The organism is Pseudonocardia sp. ZF1 (assembly GCF_056835605.1).
On the sequence record NZ_JAJNBY010000001.1, the window covers coordinates 2539504 to 2553706 of the forward strand.

At 74.3% G+C, this 14203-nt stretch carries 12 protein-coding genes; 10 read left to right on the forward strand and 2 right to left on the reverse strand.

The features are described from left to right. Nucleotides 1–26: 26 nt before the first annotated feature. Nucleotides 27–725: a hypothetical protein gene (locus tag ZF1_RS12430; protein WP_482637318.1), complete on the forward strand. Its 699-nt coding sequence runs from the start codon at nt 27–29 to the stop codon at nt 723–725. 51 nt (nt 726–776) lie between these two features. On the opposite strand, the gene ZF1_RS12435 is transcribed toward ZF1_RS12430, so the two are convergent. Further along, a complete protein-coding gene (locus ZF1_RS12435) occupies nt 777–1451 on the reverse strand; it encodes an MBL fold metallo-hydrolase (protein ID WP_405417507.1) in 675 nt (224 codons plus the stop codon). A gap of 368 nt (nt 1452–1819) precedes the next feature. On the opposite strand from ZF1_RS12435, the gene uvrA reads away from it, so the two are divergent. From uvrA to pheT, 7 genes are all read left to right on the forward strand, one after another. Further along, nucleotides 1820–4822, forward strand: a complete 3003-nt coding sequence (gene uvrA, locus ZF1_RS12440; RefSeq protein WP_482638700.1) for an excinuclease ABC subunit UvrA — start codon at nt 1820–1822, stop codon at nt 4820–4822. Between the two features lie 230 nt (nt 4823–5052). Next, nucleotides 5053–5679: a translation initiation factor IF-3 gene (infC, locus tag ZF1_RS12445; RefSeq protein WP_073576959.1), complete on the forward strand. Its 627-nt coding sequence runs from the start codon at nt 5053–5055 to the stop codon at nt 5677–5679. Nucleotides 5680–5779: 100 nt separating this feature from the next. Then, the gene (gene rpmI, locus ZF1_RS12450; RefSeq protein ID WP_020623393.1) at nt 5780–5974 is read left to right on the forward strand and encodes a 50S ribosomal protein L35; all 195 of its coding nucleotides are present in this window, start codon (nt 5780–5782) and stop codon (nt 5972–5974) included. A 77-nt stretch (nt 5975–6051) separates the two neighbouring features. Further along, the gene (rplT, locus tag ZF1_RS12455; RefSeq protein ID WP_020623392.1) at nt 6052–6435 is read left to right on the forward strand and encodes a 50S ribosomal protein L20; all 384 of its coding nucleotides are present in this window, start codon (nt 6052–6054) and stop codon (nt 6433–6435) included. A 16-nt stretch (nt 6436–6451) separates the two neighbouring features. After that, the gene (locus ZF1_RS12460; RefSeq protein ID WP_062404719.1) at nt 6452–7318 is read left to right on the forward strand and encodes a TrmH family RNA methyltransferase; all 867 of its coding nucleotides are present in this window, start codon (nt 6452–6454) and stop codon (nt 7316–7318) included. A gap of 37 nt (nt 7319–7355) precedes the next feature. After that, nucleotides 7356–8411: a phenylalanine--tRNA ligase subunit alpha gene (gene pheS / locus ZF1_RS12465; protein ID WP_226356502.1), complete on the forward strand. Its 1056-nt coding sequence runs from the start codon at nt 7356–7358 to the stop codon at nt 8409–8411. A gap of 38 nt (nt 8412–8449) precedes the next feature. Continuing rightward, the gene (pheT, locus tag ZF1_RS12470; protein WP_482637319.1) at nt 8450–10957 is read left to right on the forward strand and encodes a phenylalanine--tRNA ligase subunit beta; all 2508 of its coding nucleotides are present in this window, start codon (nt 8450–8452) and stop codon (nt 10955–10957) included. 39 nt (nt 10958–10996) lie between these two features. Here the strand turns inward: pheT and ZF1_RS12475 are convergent, their stop codons facing one another. Beyond that, a complete protein-coding gene (locus ZF1_RS12475) occupies nt 10997–11827 on the reverse strand; it encodes a hypothetical protein (RefSeq protein ID WP_482637320.1) in 831 nt (276 codons plus the stop codon). Between the two features lie 166 nt (nt 11828–11993). Between ZF1_RS12475 and argC the strand changes: the two genes are divergently transcribed. Both argC and argJ read left to right on the forward strand, forming a co-directional pair. After that, entirely contained in the window at nt 11994–13028 is a 1035-nt protein-coding gene (gene argC / locus ZF1_RS12480) for an N-acetyl-gamma-glutamyl-phosphate reductase (RefSeq protein WP_208823930.1), read from the forward strand. Next, on the forward strand, nt 13025–14197 hold the full coding sequence (gene argJ / locus ZF1_RS12485; protein WP_476654508.1) for a bifunctional glutamate N-acetyltransferase/amino-acid acetyltransferase ArgJ: 1173 nt from the start codon (nt 13025–13027) through the stop codon (nt 14195–14197). Before argC ends, argJ begins: the two co-directional genes overlap by 4 nt. The last annotated feature ends 6 nt before the right edge of the window (nt 14198–14203 follow it).

The window sequence follows — 14203 nt, forward strand, 5'->3', positions numbered from 1 at the left end:
CGGATGGTCCGGCGACGGAGCACCCCGTGGTCGGTCCCGGCCGGGAGCAGTGGCCGGTCCGCGGGGCGGGGCCGGGGTGGCGCCGCGCTCCCGCGGATGCCCGGCCGCTGCTCACCGTCGTCGACGCGACCGGGCTCGGGACGGCCGCGGCGCTGCGGCCCGCACTGGCCGGGCTGGCCCGGGTCCGGGACGCGGACGGGTTCCGCCCCGGCGGGCACGCCCTGTTACTCGTGCCGCTGTCCCGGGCCACCGGGGAGCGGGCCCGGGGCAACCCGCTCGCGGTCGACCTGGAGCTCGCCCGGACGGCCGGTGCCGGGAACGGGGCGGTCGTCGTGGCCTGGTTCGTCGACGACGACGTCCGGGACGAGGTCGCCGTGCCGGCCGGCGCCTCGGGCCGCCCCGGCGGCTCCGGCAACGGCGCCGCGGCCCTGGCCGGGACGGCCTGGCGGACCGAGCTCGCCCGGCACCGGGATCCGCTCGCCGCGGCCCGCTGCCACGGCAGGCGGATCCGGATCCTGCTGGACGCCCCGGGCGTGCAGTCGGTCGCCGACCCGCCGCCCGCCGCCGTGCACGCCGCCGCGGGCGACCTGGATCCGGGCCTGGTCGTGACGGCGTGCCCGCTGGTCCGCCACGGTGACCGCACCACATGGGCCGGGCTGCCCGCCGTGGCGGCCGCGGTCGACCTGCGGCTCCGCGCGCTGCGCCGTCCCGGCCCGGCCGGCTGACCCGGAGCCCGGGGCCGTCACCGGCCCGGCCGTCGGGCCGTACGGTGTCGGCTACCAGCCGCGGGACTTCCACTCCGGCAGGTCAGGCCGCTGCTCGCCGAGCGTGGAGTCGTCCCCGTGGCCGGGGTAGAACCAGGTGTCGTCGGGCAGCACGTCGAACACCCGCTCCTCGAGGTCGCCGATGAGCTGCGCGTTGTCCTCCGCCGACCAGGTCTTCCCCGGCCCGCCCGGGAACAGGCTGTCCCCGGTGAACAGGTGCGGCCGGTCCTCCCCGCGGTAGAGCAGCGCCAGCGAGCCCGGCGTGTGCCCGCGCAGGTGGATGACCTCCAGCTCGATCTCGCCGAAAGTGATCGTGTCGCCGTGCTCGACGAACTCGTCCATCGGGGCCGGCAGCTCCGGGGCGTCCTGCGGGTGGGCGATCAGCCGCGGCTCGAACATGCCCGCGATCGCGCCGAGCGCCTGCCAGTGGTCGGCGTGGCGGTGGGTGGTGACCAGGTGGCGCAGGTCCGGACGCTCGTCGGCGGCGCCGACGAGGTCGGCGATGCGGGTCGGCTCGGCCGCCGCGTCGATCAGCAGCGCCTCGTTGCTCTGCTTGCACACGAGCAGGTAGGCGTTGTTGTCCATCTCGCCGACCGAGACCTTGCTGATGCTCAGGCGCTCGAGGTCGCGGCGGATGGCCGCGCCGCCGGGGTCGGTGTGACCGGTGTAGTTCTCCAGGACGTCCACGAGCGGGAGGGTAGCGGCCCGCACCGACATCCCGCGGTGGGGAGAACCCGCCGGTCGCACCCACGGGGCCGCTGACGGATCGAACGGACGTGCGAGTACCGTGCACCGCGGACCGACCGGCGCGTCCCGGTGTGCATCCACCGCGCCGGACCGCCTGCGAGGCCGGCTCGACGGGCTCGCTGTCGGTGGGTCGACCTAGCATCGGCGGCTGACGTGGGGACGAACCTCACCGGCCACAGGTGCCCGGTCGCGGAATGTCCCCAGCCCTGCGGGCGCTACGACCGGGTATCACCCGGACGGCACCGCCACCCCAGGAGGCGCGAAACGTGAGCGACCACAGCACCGACCGCCGCGACGCCGGCACCGCCCTGTCCCCGGGCGCGTCGCCGGTCCCGGACGGGCCGAAGCTGGTCGTGCGTGGCGCGCGCGAACACAACCTGCAGGGCATCGACATCGACCTGCCCCGCGACAGCATGATCGTCTTCACCGGGCTGTCCGGGTCCGGCAAGTCCAGCCTCGCGTTCGACACGATCTTCGCCGAGGGCCAGCGGCGCTACGTCGAGTCCCTCTCGGCGTACGCGCGCCAGTTCCTCGGGCAGATGGACAAGCCCGACGTCGACTTCATCGAGGGACTGTTCCCGGCGGTCTCGATCGACCAGAAGTCGACCAACCGCAACCCGCGGTCGACGGTCGGCACGATCACCGAGATCCACGACTACCTGCGCCTGCTCTACGCCCGCGCCGGCATCCCGCACTGCCCGACCTGCGGCGAGCGGATCGAGAAGCAGACCCCGCAGCAGATCGTCGACCAGGTCCTGGAGATGGAGCAGGGCAGCCGCTTCCAGGTGCTCGCACCGGTCGTGCGCACCCGCAAGGGCGAGTTCGTCGACCTGTTCGGGAACCTGCAGGCCCAGGGCTACTCGCGGGTCCTCGTCGACGGCACGGTCCATCCGCTGTCGGACCCGCCGAAGCTGAAGAAGCAGGAGAAGCACGACATCGCCGTCGTCGTCGACCGGCTCTCGGTCAAGGCGACGGCCAAGCAGCGCCTCACCGACTCGGTGGAGACCGCGCTGCGGCTGGCCGACGGCCTGGTCGTGCTCGACTTCGTCGACCTGCCCGACGACGACCCGCAGCGCGAGCGCCGCTTCTCCGAGAAGATGGCCTGCCCGAACGGGCACACCCTCGCCGTCGACGACCTCGAGCCCCGCACGTTCTCCTTCAACTCGCCCTACGGCGCCTGCCCGGCCTGCTCCGGCATCGGCATCAAGAAGGAGGTCGACCCCGAGCTGGTCGTCCCCGACCCGGACCTGTCCCTCGGCGACGGCGCGATCGCGCCCTGGTCGTCCGGGCACAACGCGGAGTACTTCGGCCGGCTGCTGTCCGGCCTGGCCGCCGCGGTCGGGTTCCGGATGGACACCCCCTGGCGCATGCTGCCCGCCGCCGCCCAGAAGGCGGTCCTGCACGGCAGCGACGACCAGGTCCACGTGCGCTACCGCAACCGCTACGGCCGCGAGCGCTCGTACTACGCGAACTTCGAGGGCGTCATGCCGTTCCTCGAGCGCCGCCTGGAGCAGACCGAGTCCGAGTCGCAGCGGGAGCGCTACGAGGGCTACATGCGCGACATCCCCTGCCCCGCCTGCAACGGCGCCCGGCTGCGCCCCGAGGTGCTGTCGGTGACCCTGCCGCACCGCGACCTGGGGGAGCGGTCGATCGCGCAGGTGTCGAACATGTCGGTCGCCGAGTGCTCGCAGTTCCTGAACGGCATGGTCCTCGACGACCGGCAGGCCATGATCGCCGGCGCGGTGCTCAAGGAGGTGCAGGCCCGGCTGGGCTTCCTGCTCGACGTCGGGCTGGACTACCTGTCGCTGGACCGCGCCGCGGGCACGCTGTCCGGCGGCGAGGCGCAGCGCATCCGGCTGGCCACCCAGATCGGCTCCGGCCTGGTCGGGGTCCTCTACGTGCTCGACGAGCCGTCGATCGGGCTGCACCAGCGCGACAACCGGCGGCTGATCGACACGCTGACCCGGCTCAAGGAGCTGGGCAACACGCTGATCGTCGTCGAGCACGACGAGGACACCATCCGCGCCTCGGACTGGGCGGTGGACATCGGCCCCGGCGCCGGTGAGCACGGCGGGCGCGTCGTGCACTCCGGCACCATCGCTGACCTGGAGTCGCACGACACCTCACTGACCGGTGCCTACCTGTCCGGGCGCAAGTCGATCCCGCTGCCCGAGCGCCGCGAGCTCGACCACGACCGCAGGCTGACCATCGTCGGCGCCCGCGAGCACAACCTGCGCGGCATCGACGTCGACGTGCCGCTCGGCGGCCTGGTGTCGATCACCGGGGTGTCCGGGTCCGGCAAGTCGACGCTGATCAACGACATCCTCGCCACGGTGCTGGCGAACCGGCTCAACGGCGCCCGCCAGGTGCCGGGCCGGCACACCCGGATCAACGGCATCGACGAGCTCGACAAGCTCGTCCGGGTCGACCAGTCGCCGATCGGGCGGACCCCGCGGTCCAACCCGGCGACCTACACCGGCGTGTGGGACAAGGTCCGCAAGCTGTTCGCCGCGACCACGGAGGCGAAGGTCCGCGGCTACGCCGAGGGCCGCTTCTCCTTCAACGTCAAGGGCGGCCGCTGCGAGGCGTGCACCGGCGACGGCACGATCAAGATCGAGATGAACTTCCTGCCGGACGTCTACGTCCCGTGCGAGGTCTGCAAGGGAGCCCGGTACAACCGGGAGACCCTCGAGGTCCACTACAAGGGCAAGACCGTCGCCGACGTCCTCGACATGCCGATCGAGGAGGCCGCCGAGTTCTTCGAGCCGATCACCTCGATCGCCCGCTACCTGCGGACCCTGGTCGACGTCGGCCTCGGCTACGTCCGGCTCGGGCAGCCCGCGCCGACGCTGTCCGGCGGTGAGGCCCAGCGCGTCAAGCTCGCCAGTGAGCTGCAGAAGCGCAGCAACGGCCGCACCGTCTACATCCTCGACGAGCCGACCACCGGTCTGCACTTCGAGGACATCCGCAAGCTCCTCGCCGTCATCCAGGGGCTGGCGGACAAGGGCAACACCGTGATCGTGATCGAGCACAACCTCGACGTCATCAAGACCTCGGACTGGGTCATCGACATGGGCCCGGAGGGCGGCTCGGGCGGCGGGACCGTGGTGGCCCAGGGGACGCCGGAGCAGATCGCGGCACACCCCGACAGCCACACCGGCCGGTTCCTGCGCGACCTGGTCACCCCGGACGACACACCGGTCACGCCGGTCCGGCGGCGGACCTCGTCGTCGAACGGCAACGGCACCGCGGGCGCGGGGCGGCCGGCGACCGCACGGCGCAGCCGGGCCAAGGCCGCCAGCGCGGGCTGAGCCCGGCCCCAGCCCGGGGTCCGCGCAGGTCCCGGCCCGGACCCCGCGTTCCCGGCGCACCGGCAGCCTGTTACCCTCGGGAATGCGACCACCCGGGATCGCGTTGACACGTGTGTTCCGGGCGTCAAGTGGAGCCCCGCTCCCACCCGCGCCGTGATAGTAACGGTGTCCGGGTCCATGGTCCGGCTTCGCGGCGGCATTCTGTCGCGGGCCGATCAACGGGTCTTCGCTTGTCGTCGCCGGCAGCAGGTAGTAGCGACACAGCGAGTCACACAGGAGACCCCATCAGCACAGAGCCCCGCATCAACGACCGCATCCGCGTGCCCGAGGTCCGCCTCGTGGGCCCGAACGGCGAGCAGGTCGGGATCGTGCGCATCGAGGACGCCCTCAAGCTGGCCCAGGACGCCGACCTCGACCTCGTCGAGGTCGCCGGCCAGGCCCGCCCGCCGGTCTGCAAGCTCATGGACTACGGAAAGTTCAAGTACGAGAGCGCGCAGAAGGCCCGGGAGTCCCGGCGCAACCAGCAGCTCACCGTGATCAAGGAGCAGAAGCTCCGGCCGAAGATCGACAAGCACGACTACGAGACGAAGCGCGGTCACGTCATCCGCTTCCTCGAAGGCGGCAACAAGGTCAAGGTCACGATCATGTTCCGTGGTCGCGAGCAGTCGCGTCCCGAGCTGGGCTACCGCCTGCTCCAGCGCCTGGCCGAGGACATCGGTGACATGGCCGTCGTCGAGGCCGCTCCGAAACAGGACGGCCGCAACATGACGATGGTGCTGGCGCCGACCAAGAAGCCGGCGTCCCGCAAGACGACGGCGGCAGCCAGCTCCGACGCCCCGGCAGACGCCGAGGCGTGAGGTCCCGGTCCCGTGCCCGGCCGCAGCCGGGCACGGAACGGACACGCAGTACCCGCACCGACCCCCGGAACCTCGGGGGCCGACATCGAACGGATACGTCATGCCGAAGAACAAGACGCACAAGGGGACCGCGAAGCGCGTCCGCATCACCGGTGGCGGCAAGCTCATGCGCCAGCAGGCCGGGCTGCGGCACCGTCTCGAGGTCAAGTCGCGCAAGGAGAAGCGCGACCTGTCGGGCACCGTCGAGCTCGCCAAGGCCGATGTGAAGCGCGTCAAGAAGCTGCTCGGTCACTGACCTTCCGCCCCTTTCACGAACCCCGGCACGCCGTACCCCCATCGCGGTAGTGCCGGAGAAGCCCCAGGAGATACCCCATGGCACGCGTGAAGCGCTCCGTGAACGCCCAGAAGAAGCGCCGCACCACGCTGGAGTCGGCCGCCGGCTACCGCGGGCAGCGCTCGCGGCTGTACCGCAAGGCCAAGGAGCAGATGCTCCACTCGATGAACTACGCCTACCGGGACCGTCGTGCGCGCAAGGGCGACTTCCGGCAGCTGTGGATCACCCGCATCAACGCCGCGGCCCGCGCCAACGACATGACCTACAACCGGTTCATCCAGGGCCTCAAGGCCGCCGGTGTCGAGGTCGACCGCAAGAACCTCGCCGAGATCGCCGTCAGCGACCCGGCTGCCTTCGCCGCGCTCGTCGCGGTGGCGAAGGAGAACCTGCCGGTCGGCACCGAGCAGGGCTCCGCGGCCTGAGGTGACCCGAGGCGACATCGAGTCGCGCGGCGCCGGCGAGCGCTCCGCGGACTCCACGCCCGGTACCGAACGCACTCCCCGCGTTGCCGCAGCACGCAAGCTGTTGCGGCGCGCGGGGCGCGATCGGGCCGGGCGTTTCCTCGTGGAGGGCGCCCAGGCCGTCCGCGAGGCCCTCGCCGCCGTGACGGTGCACGAGCTGTTCGTCACCGCCGTCGCCGCCGAGCGCCACCCCGAGCTGGTCGAGGCCGCGGAGCGCTCCGGCGCCCGCGTGTCCCCGGTGACGGACAAGGCCGCCGCGGGTCTGTCCGAGACGGTCACCCCGCAGGGGATCGTCGCCGTCTGCGACCTGCTCGACGTCCCGGTCGCCACCGCGCTGGCCGGGGTCCCCGGATTCGTCACGGTCTGCGACGGCATCTCCGACCCCGGCAACGTCGGCACCGTGATCAGGGTCGCCGACGCGGCGGGCTGCGACGCGGTCCTCCTGGCGGGAGACACCGTCGACCCGCACAACGGCAAGGCCGTCCGGGCCTCCACCGGCAGCGTGTTCCACCTGCCGCTGGCCCGCGACCGGGACGCGCCCGCCGTCGTCGAGATGTGCCGCGCGGCCGGGCTGACCACGCTCGTCGCCGACGGGCACGGCGAGGTCGACCTGCACGACCCCGCCGTCACCCCGACCCTCGCCGGGCCCGTCGCCTGGATCCTCGGCAGCGAGGCGCACGGCCCGTCGGCCGAGGTGCACGCCGCCGCCGACCACCGGGTCCGCGTCCCGATCCACGGCCGCGCCGAGTCGCTGAACCTCGCCACCGCCGCGGCGATCTGCCTGTACGCGACGGTCGGGGCCCGCGCGGGCGTCGCCCCGCAGCTGTCCCCGGCGCGCGACTGAAACCGCCTCGCGGCCGCCCTCTACGATCGTGGGCACCATGAGTGAGAACGACACGGCGAGCCCTCTCGACCCGGATGCACTGAAGGCCGCGGTGGAGGCCGCCCGCACGGCGTTCGACGAGGCGGGCGACCTCGACGCGCTGGCCGCGGCGAAGCCCGCGCACCTCGGCGACCGCGCCCCGATCCCGATGGCCCGCCGGTCGCTCGGGCAGCTGCCCGGCCCCGAGCGCGCCGACGCCGGCAAGCGGGTCAACGCCGCCCGCGTGGAGGCCCAGGCCGCGTTCGACGCGCGCCGCGAGGTCCTGCTCGTCGAGCGCGACGCCCGGGTGCTGGCCGAGGAGGCCGTCGACGTCACGCTGCCCTGGGACCGTCGCCCGCGCGGCGCGCGCCACCCCATCACACAGCTGTCCGAGCGGATCGCCGACATCTTCGTCGGGATGGGCTGGGAGGTCGCGGAGGGTCCCGAGGTCGAGGCGTCGTGGCTGAACTTCGACGCGCTCAACTTCGGCAAGGACCACCCCGCCCGCACCATGCAGGACACCTTCTACCTGGGTGACCCCGAGCGCGGGCAGGACTCGGGCACGGTGCTGCGCACGCACACCTCGCCGGTCCAGGTCCGGTCGCTGCTGGAGCGCGAGCTGCCGGTCTACGTGGCCTGCCCCGGCCGGACCTTCCGCACCGACGAGCTCGACGCCACCCACACCCCGGTGTTCCACCAGGTCGAGGGCCTCGCCGTCGACCGCGGGCTGACCATGGCCCACCTCAAGGGGACGCTCGACGCGTTCGCCCGCGCGGTGTTCGGCCCGGAGGCCGGCACCCGGATGCGGCCGTCGTACTTCCCGTTCACCGAGCCCTCGGCCGAGGTGGACCTGTGGTTCCCGCAGAAGAAGGGCGGCCCCGGCTGGGTCGAGTGGGGCGGTTGCGGCATGGTCAACCCCAACGTCCTGCGCGCCTGCGGCGTCGACACCGACGTCTACTCCGGTTTCGCGTTCGGCATGGGCATCGAGCGGACCCTGATGTTCCGCAACGGCATCCCGGACATGCGGGACATGGTCGAGGGCGACGTGCGCTTCTCGACCGCGTTCGGCGTCTGACCCGGCCCACCCCGCTTCCACACGAGGAGTTCTGAGCAGTGCGAGTGTCCGCGTCCTGGCTCGCCCGGCACATCGACCCGGCGGCGCTGCCCGCCGGTCCCGAGGCGATCGGCGACGCCTTCGTCCGCGTCGGGCTGGAGGTCGAGGAGATCCACCCGGCCCCCGCGGTCACCGGGCCGGTCACGGTCGCCCGGGTGGAGGAGATCGAGGAGCTCACCGGGTTCAAGAAGCCGATCCGGTACTGCCGGGTGGGCTTCGAGGGGCAGCGCCACCGCTACGTGGTGTGCGGCGCCCGCAACTTCGCGGTCGGCGACCTCGTCGTCGTCACCGAGCCGGGTGCGGTGCTGCCCGGTGACTTCGCGATCGCCCAGCGCACGACCTACGGCAAGGTCTCCGACGGCATGATCGCCTCGGCGAAGGAGCTCGGCCTCGGCGCCGAGAGCGGCGGCATCCTCGTGCTGCCGCCCGGCACCGCCGAGCCCGGCGACGACGCCCTCGACGTCCTCGGCCTGTCCGAGCCCGTCGTCGAGCTGGCCGTCACCCCGGACCGGGGCTACTGCTTCGCCGTCCGCGGTCTCGCCCGCGAGCTCGCGACCTCGCTCGACGCCGACTACACCGACCCGGTCACCCGGGTCACCGTCCCGGACACCACCGGCGACGCGTGGCCGGTGCGGCTCGCCGACACCGATGCCTGCCCGCGGTTCGTCGCCCGCCGGGTGGACGGCGTCGACCCGGCCGCGCCCAGCCCCTGGTGGATGCAGCGCGCGCTGCTCTCGGCCGGGATGCGGCCGATCTCGCTGATCGTCGACGTCACCAACTTCGTGATGCTCGACCTCGGCCAGCCGCTGCACGCCTACGACGCGACCCGCCTGACCGGCGCCATCGAGGTCCGCCGCGCGACGACGGGGGAGAAGCTGCAGACCCTCGACGGCCACACCCGTGCGCTGGACACCGACGACCTGCTCATCACCGACGACTCCGGCCCGATCGGGCTCGCAGGTGTCATGGGCGGCGCGTCCACCGAGATCCCCGCGCCGGGGGACCTCGCCGACGGCGCCCGGGTCGACGTGCTGCTGGAGGCCGCGCACTTCTCCCCACCGGTGATCGCGCGCGCCGCGCGCCGGCACAAGCTGCCCAGCGAGGCGTCCAAGCGGTTCGAGCGGGTGGTGGACCCGGCGCTGCCGCCGGTCGCGGCCGAGCGCGCCGCGCAGCTGCTCGTCGAGCTCGGCGGCGGGACCCTCGCCGACGGCCGCACCGACGCCGGCGGGGTCCCCGCCGTCGCGAGCGTGCGGATGCCGCTGTCGATGCCTGACCGTGTCGCCGGCGTCGACTACCCGCGCGGGGCCACCGTGCGCCGCCTGACCCAGGTCGGCTGCGCCGTCTCGCTGGACACCGGTGCCGGCGGCGAGGGCGTCGTCGTCGCGACCCCGCCGACCTGGCGCCCGGATCTCACCATGGCCGCCGACCTCGTGGAGGAGGTGCTGCGCCTGGAGGGCTACGACGCCATCCCCTCGGTGCTGCCCACCGCCCCGGCCGGCCGTGGTCTGACCGCCGCCCAGCGGCGCCGCCGCGCGGTGTCGCGCGCGCTGGCCGAGGCCGGCCACGTCGAGGTGCTGCCGTTCCCGTTCGTCTCCGACGCCGTCTGGGACGACCTGGGCCTGCCCGCCGACGACGAGCGCCGCCGCACCGTGGCCGTCACCAACCCGCTCGACGCCGAGCGGTCCCGGCTCACGACGACCCTGCTCCCCGCGCTGCTGGACATGCTGGTGCGCAACCGTTCCCGCGGCGCCGAGGACCTCGCGCTGTACGCGATCGCGCAGGTGGTGCAGCCGGGGGAGAGCACCCCCGCGATGCCCGACCCGGCCGTGACCGGCCGTCCGTCCGACGCCGAGTACGCCGCCCTGCGCGCCGCGCTGCCCGACCAGCCCGTCCACGTCGGGGTCGTCCTCGCCGGGAACCGCGAGCCGCGCGGCTGGTGGGGCCGGGGCCGTCCCGCCGCCTGGTCCGACGCCGTCGAGGCGGCCCGGCTGACCGGTGCCGCCGCCGGGGTGGAGCTGCGGCCGCGTCGCGCCGAGCGGGCGCCGTGGCACCCGGGCCGGTGCGCGGAGCTCGTCGTCGCGGGCACCGAGACCGTCGTCGGGTACGCCGGGGAGCTGCACCCCAAGGTCGTCGAGGCGCTGGGGCTGCCGGCCCGCACCGCCGCGGCCGAGATCGACCTCGACGCGGTCCCGCTGCGGGAGAACCTGCCCGTGCCGCGGGTGTCGGCGTTCCCGCCGGTCGCCGTGGACGTCGCGCTGGTCGCCGACGAGACGGTCCCGGCCGCGGACCTCGCCGACGCGCTCACCGCGGGCGCGGGGGAGCTGCTGGAGTCGGTGCGGCTGTTCGACGTCTACACCGGCGACCAGGTCGGACAGGGCCGCCGCTCGCTGGCGTTCTCGCTGCGCCTGCGCGCCGCGGACCGCACGCTGACCAGCGAGGAGGCGAACGCCGCGCGGGACGCGGCGGTCGCCGAGGCCACCGCCCGGCACGGAGCCGCGCTGCGCTGACCCCGGTCCGCGGCGGGCCCGCGCCGGGCCACGGCCGGCTCAGCGCGGGGCCGCCGCGACGGCGGCGACCGCGGCGGCCCGCCACCGGTCGCGGGACGGTGTCCGCCCCGCGACCGCCACCGTCACCAGGTACCGGGCGGTGGCCAGCTGCAGGGTCGGCCCGGCGACGGTGTCGAGCACCGTCGCGGAGGTCCCCGCCGGGAGCCCGGTCACCGCGCTGCCGTGCCGGGCGCCGGCGACGTAGCCGGCCGGCGTGCCCCGGTTCGTCGTGTACACGTTGACCGACACCGTCACGCCGTCGGCGAGCGCGAAGCAGGCCCGGGTGCGGGTCCCGTCGGTGCGGGTGACGACGGCGTTCGTCGCCGGCGCGACCGGCGGCCCGCCCAGCAGGCCGGTCAGCGCCGCCCGGTCGAGCAGGCACTCGTCGGCCACCACGTCCGAGGTCAGCGGGGCCGGAGCGGCCGGAGAGGCGGGCCGGGCCGTGGCGCGCGCCGTACCCGGGGAGGGCCGGACCCGGCCGTCCGGGACACGGGACGCCCTGTCGCCGACCGGCACCGGTGGCACCGTGCGCGCCACACCGGCCCCGCCGTCGGGCGGACCGGACGGGACCCCGGACGGGGGCGGCACCGGGACGGGCGGGACCGTCGCCGTCGGACGGCCGTCGGTGGTCGGGGCGGCGAGCGGCCCGCTCGACAGCGGCCCCGGCACCGTGAACGACGTCGGCGGCCGTCGCGTGGGCTCCACCGGCGCCGCCCCGGACGGCGGCAGCGCGGGCCCCTGACCCGTCGGCCACGGCGTCCCGGACACGGTCGACGCGCACCCGCCGAGCAGCCCCGCGAGCACCGCCGCGACGGCCGCCGTGCGCGCCACCGACCGTCCCCGTGCGGGCGCTCCCGCGCCCGGTCCCACCCCGCGTGTCACCCGTCGCCGCACCCGCGGGAAACTAGGCGTCGCACGCGGCCGCCGGGCCGGTTCCGCAGCGTCCGATCGCGATCGTGAATCCCGATTGCATGGCTTTCCGGGGGCGTGCATACTCATCCACGTGGTACGCATCGCAGTGGCGGGAGCCAGTGGCTACGCCGGGGGAGAGCTCCTCCGGCTGCTGCTCGCACATCCCGAGGTGGAGATCGGCGCCCTCACGGCCGGCGGGAACGCGGGGACGCGTCTGGGCGAGCACCAGCCGCACCTGACCCCGCTCGCGGACCGCGTCCTGGGCGAGAGCACGGCGGAGAACCTCGCCGGACACGACGCGGTGTTCCTCGCACTCCCGCACGGCAGGTCCGCCGAGCTGGCGGCCCAGCTGGGGCCGGACACGCTCGTCGTGGACTGCGGTGCGGACCACCGCCTCACCGATCCGGCCGCCTGGGACCGCTGGTACGGCGGCGAGCACGCCGGGCACTGGCCCTACGGGCTGCCCGAGCTGCCCGGTGCCCGGGCCGCGCTGACCGGCACCCGTCGCGTCGCGGTGCCGGGCTGCTACCCGACCGGCACCAGCCTCGCGCTGGTCCCGGCCCTGGTCGCGGGCCTGGTCGCCCCCGAGGTCGTGATCACCGCGGTCACCGGCACCTCCGGCGCGGGCAAGTCGCCCAAGCCGCACCTGCTGGGCGCGGAGGTCATGGGGTCGCTGTCGGCCTACGGCGTCGGCGGCGTGCACCGGCACACCCCGGAGATCGCGCAGAACCTGTCCACCGCGCTCGGCTCTCCCGTGTCGGTGAGCTTCACACCGGTGCTCGCGCCGCTGCCGCGCGGCATCCTCGCCTCCTGCTCCGCCCCGCTGGCCGACCCGGCGACCGACGCCGAGGCGGTCCGGGCGGTCTACGAGAAGGCCTACGCCGACGAGCCGTTCGTGCGGCTGCTGCCCGAGGGCCAGTGGCCCACCACGGCGCAGACCCTCGGCTCCAACATGGTCGCGCTGCAGGTCACCGTCGACGTCGACGCCGCCCGGCTGGTCGTCGTCTCCGCGATCGACAACCTCACCAAGGGCACTGCGGGCGGCGCCGTCCAGTGCATGAACCTGGCCCTCGGTCTGCCCGAGACCACCGGCCTGCCGACGACGGGAGTGGCGCCGTGAGCGTGACCGCAGCCCAGGGCTTCCGGGCCGCCGGGATCGCCGCCGGGATCAAGAAGTCCGGGAGGGCCGACCTGGCGCTCGTCGTCAACGACGGCCCGCGCGCCGAGGCCGCCGGGGTCTTCACCCGCAACAAGGTCAAGGCCGCCCCCGTCCTCTGGTCCCAGCAGGTGCTGACCACCGGCTCGCTGCGCGCGGTCGTCCTCAACTCCGGCGGGGCGAACGCCTGCACCGGCCCCGAGGGCTTCCAGGTCGCGCACGCCACCGCGGAGCAGGTCGCCGAGGTGGTCGGCTGCGGCGCGATCGACGTCGCCGTGTGCTCCACCGGCCTGATCGGTGAGCAGCTCCCCCGGGAGACCGTGCTGGCCGGGGTCCGGTCGGCCGCCGCGGAGCTGGCGTCCGGGCCCGAGGCCGGTTCCGCCGTCGCCGCCGCGATCATGACGACCGACACCGTCCCGAAGGAGTCCGCGGTGACCGACCCGGCGGGCTGGACCGTCGGGGGCACCACCAAGGGCGCCGGGATGATCTCCCCGTCGATGGCGACCATGCTCAGCGTGCTCACCACCGACGCCGTCCTCGACCGGGCGACGCTCGACGCCGCGCTGCGCGAGGCGGTCCGCTACAGCTTCGACCGGCTCGACGTCGACGGCTCGATGTCCACCAACGACACCGTGCTGGTGCTGGCCTCCGGCGCGTCCGGCGTCGAGGCCGACCCGGCGGTGTTCACCGCCGCGCTCACCCGCGTGTGCCGCGACCTCGCCGAGCAGATGCAGGCCGACGCCGAGGGCGTCACCAAGCGGATCACCGTGCGGGTCACCGGCGCCGCCTCCGAGGACGACGCGGTCACCGTCGCCCGCACGATCGCCCGCGACTCCCTGGTCAAGACCGCGATGTTCGGGTCCGACCCGAACTGGGGCCGGGTCGCCGCCTCCGCCGGGTACGCCGACGCCGAGATCGACCCCGAGCGCCTCGACGTCACGATCAACGGCGTGCTGCTGTGCAAGGGCGCCGTCGTCGCCGGGGACCGGGCCGACTGCGACCTGTCCGGGAAGGACGTGCTGATCGAGGTCGAGCTGGGCCTGTCCGGTGGGGCCGACGGGCACACCGCCGAGATCCGGACCACCGACCTGTCGCACGCCTACGTGGAGGAGAACAGTGCCTACTCCTCCTGAGCCGGT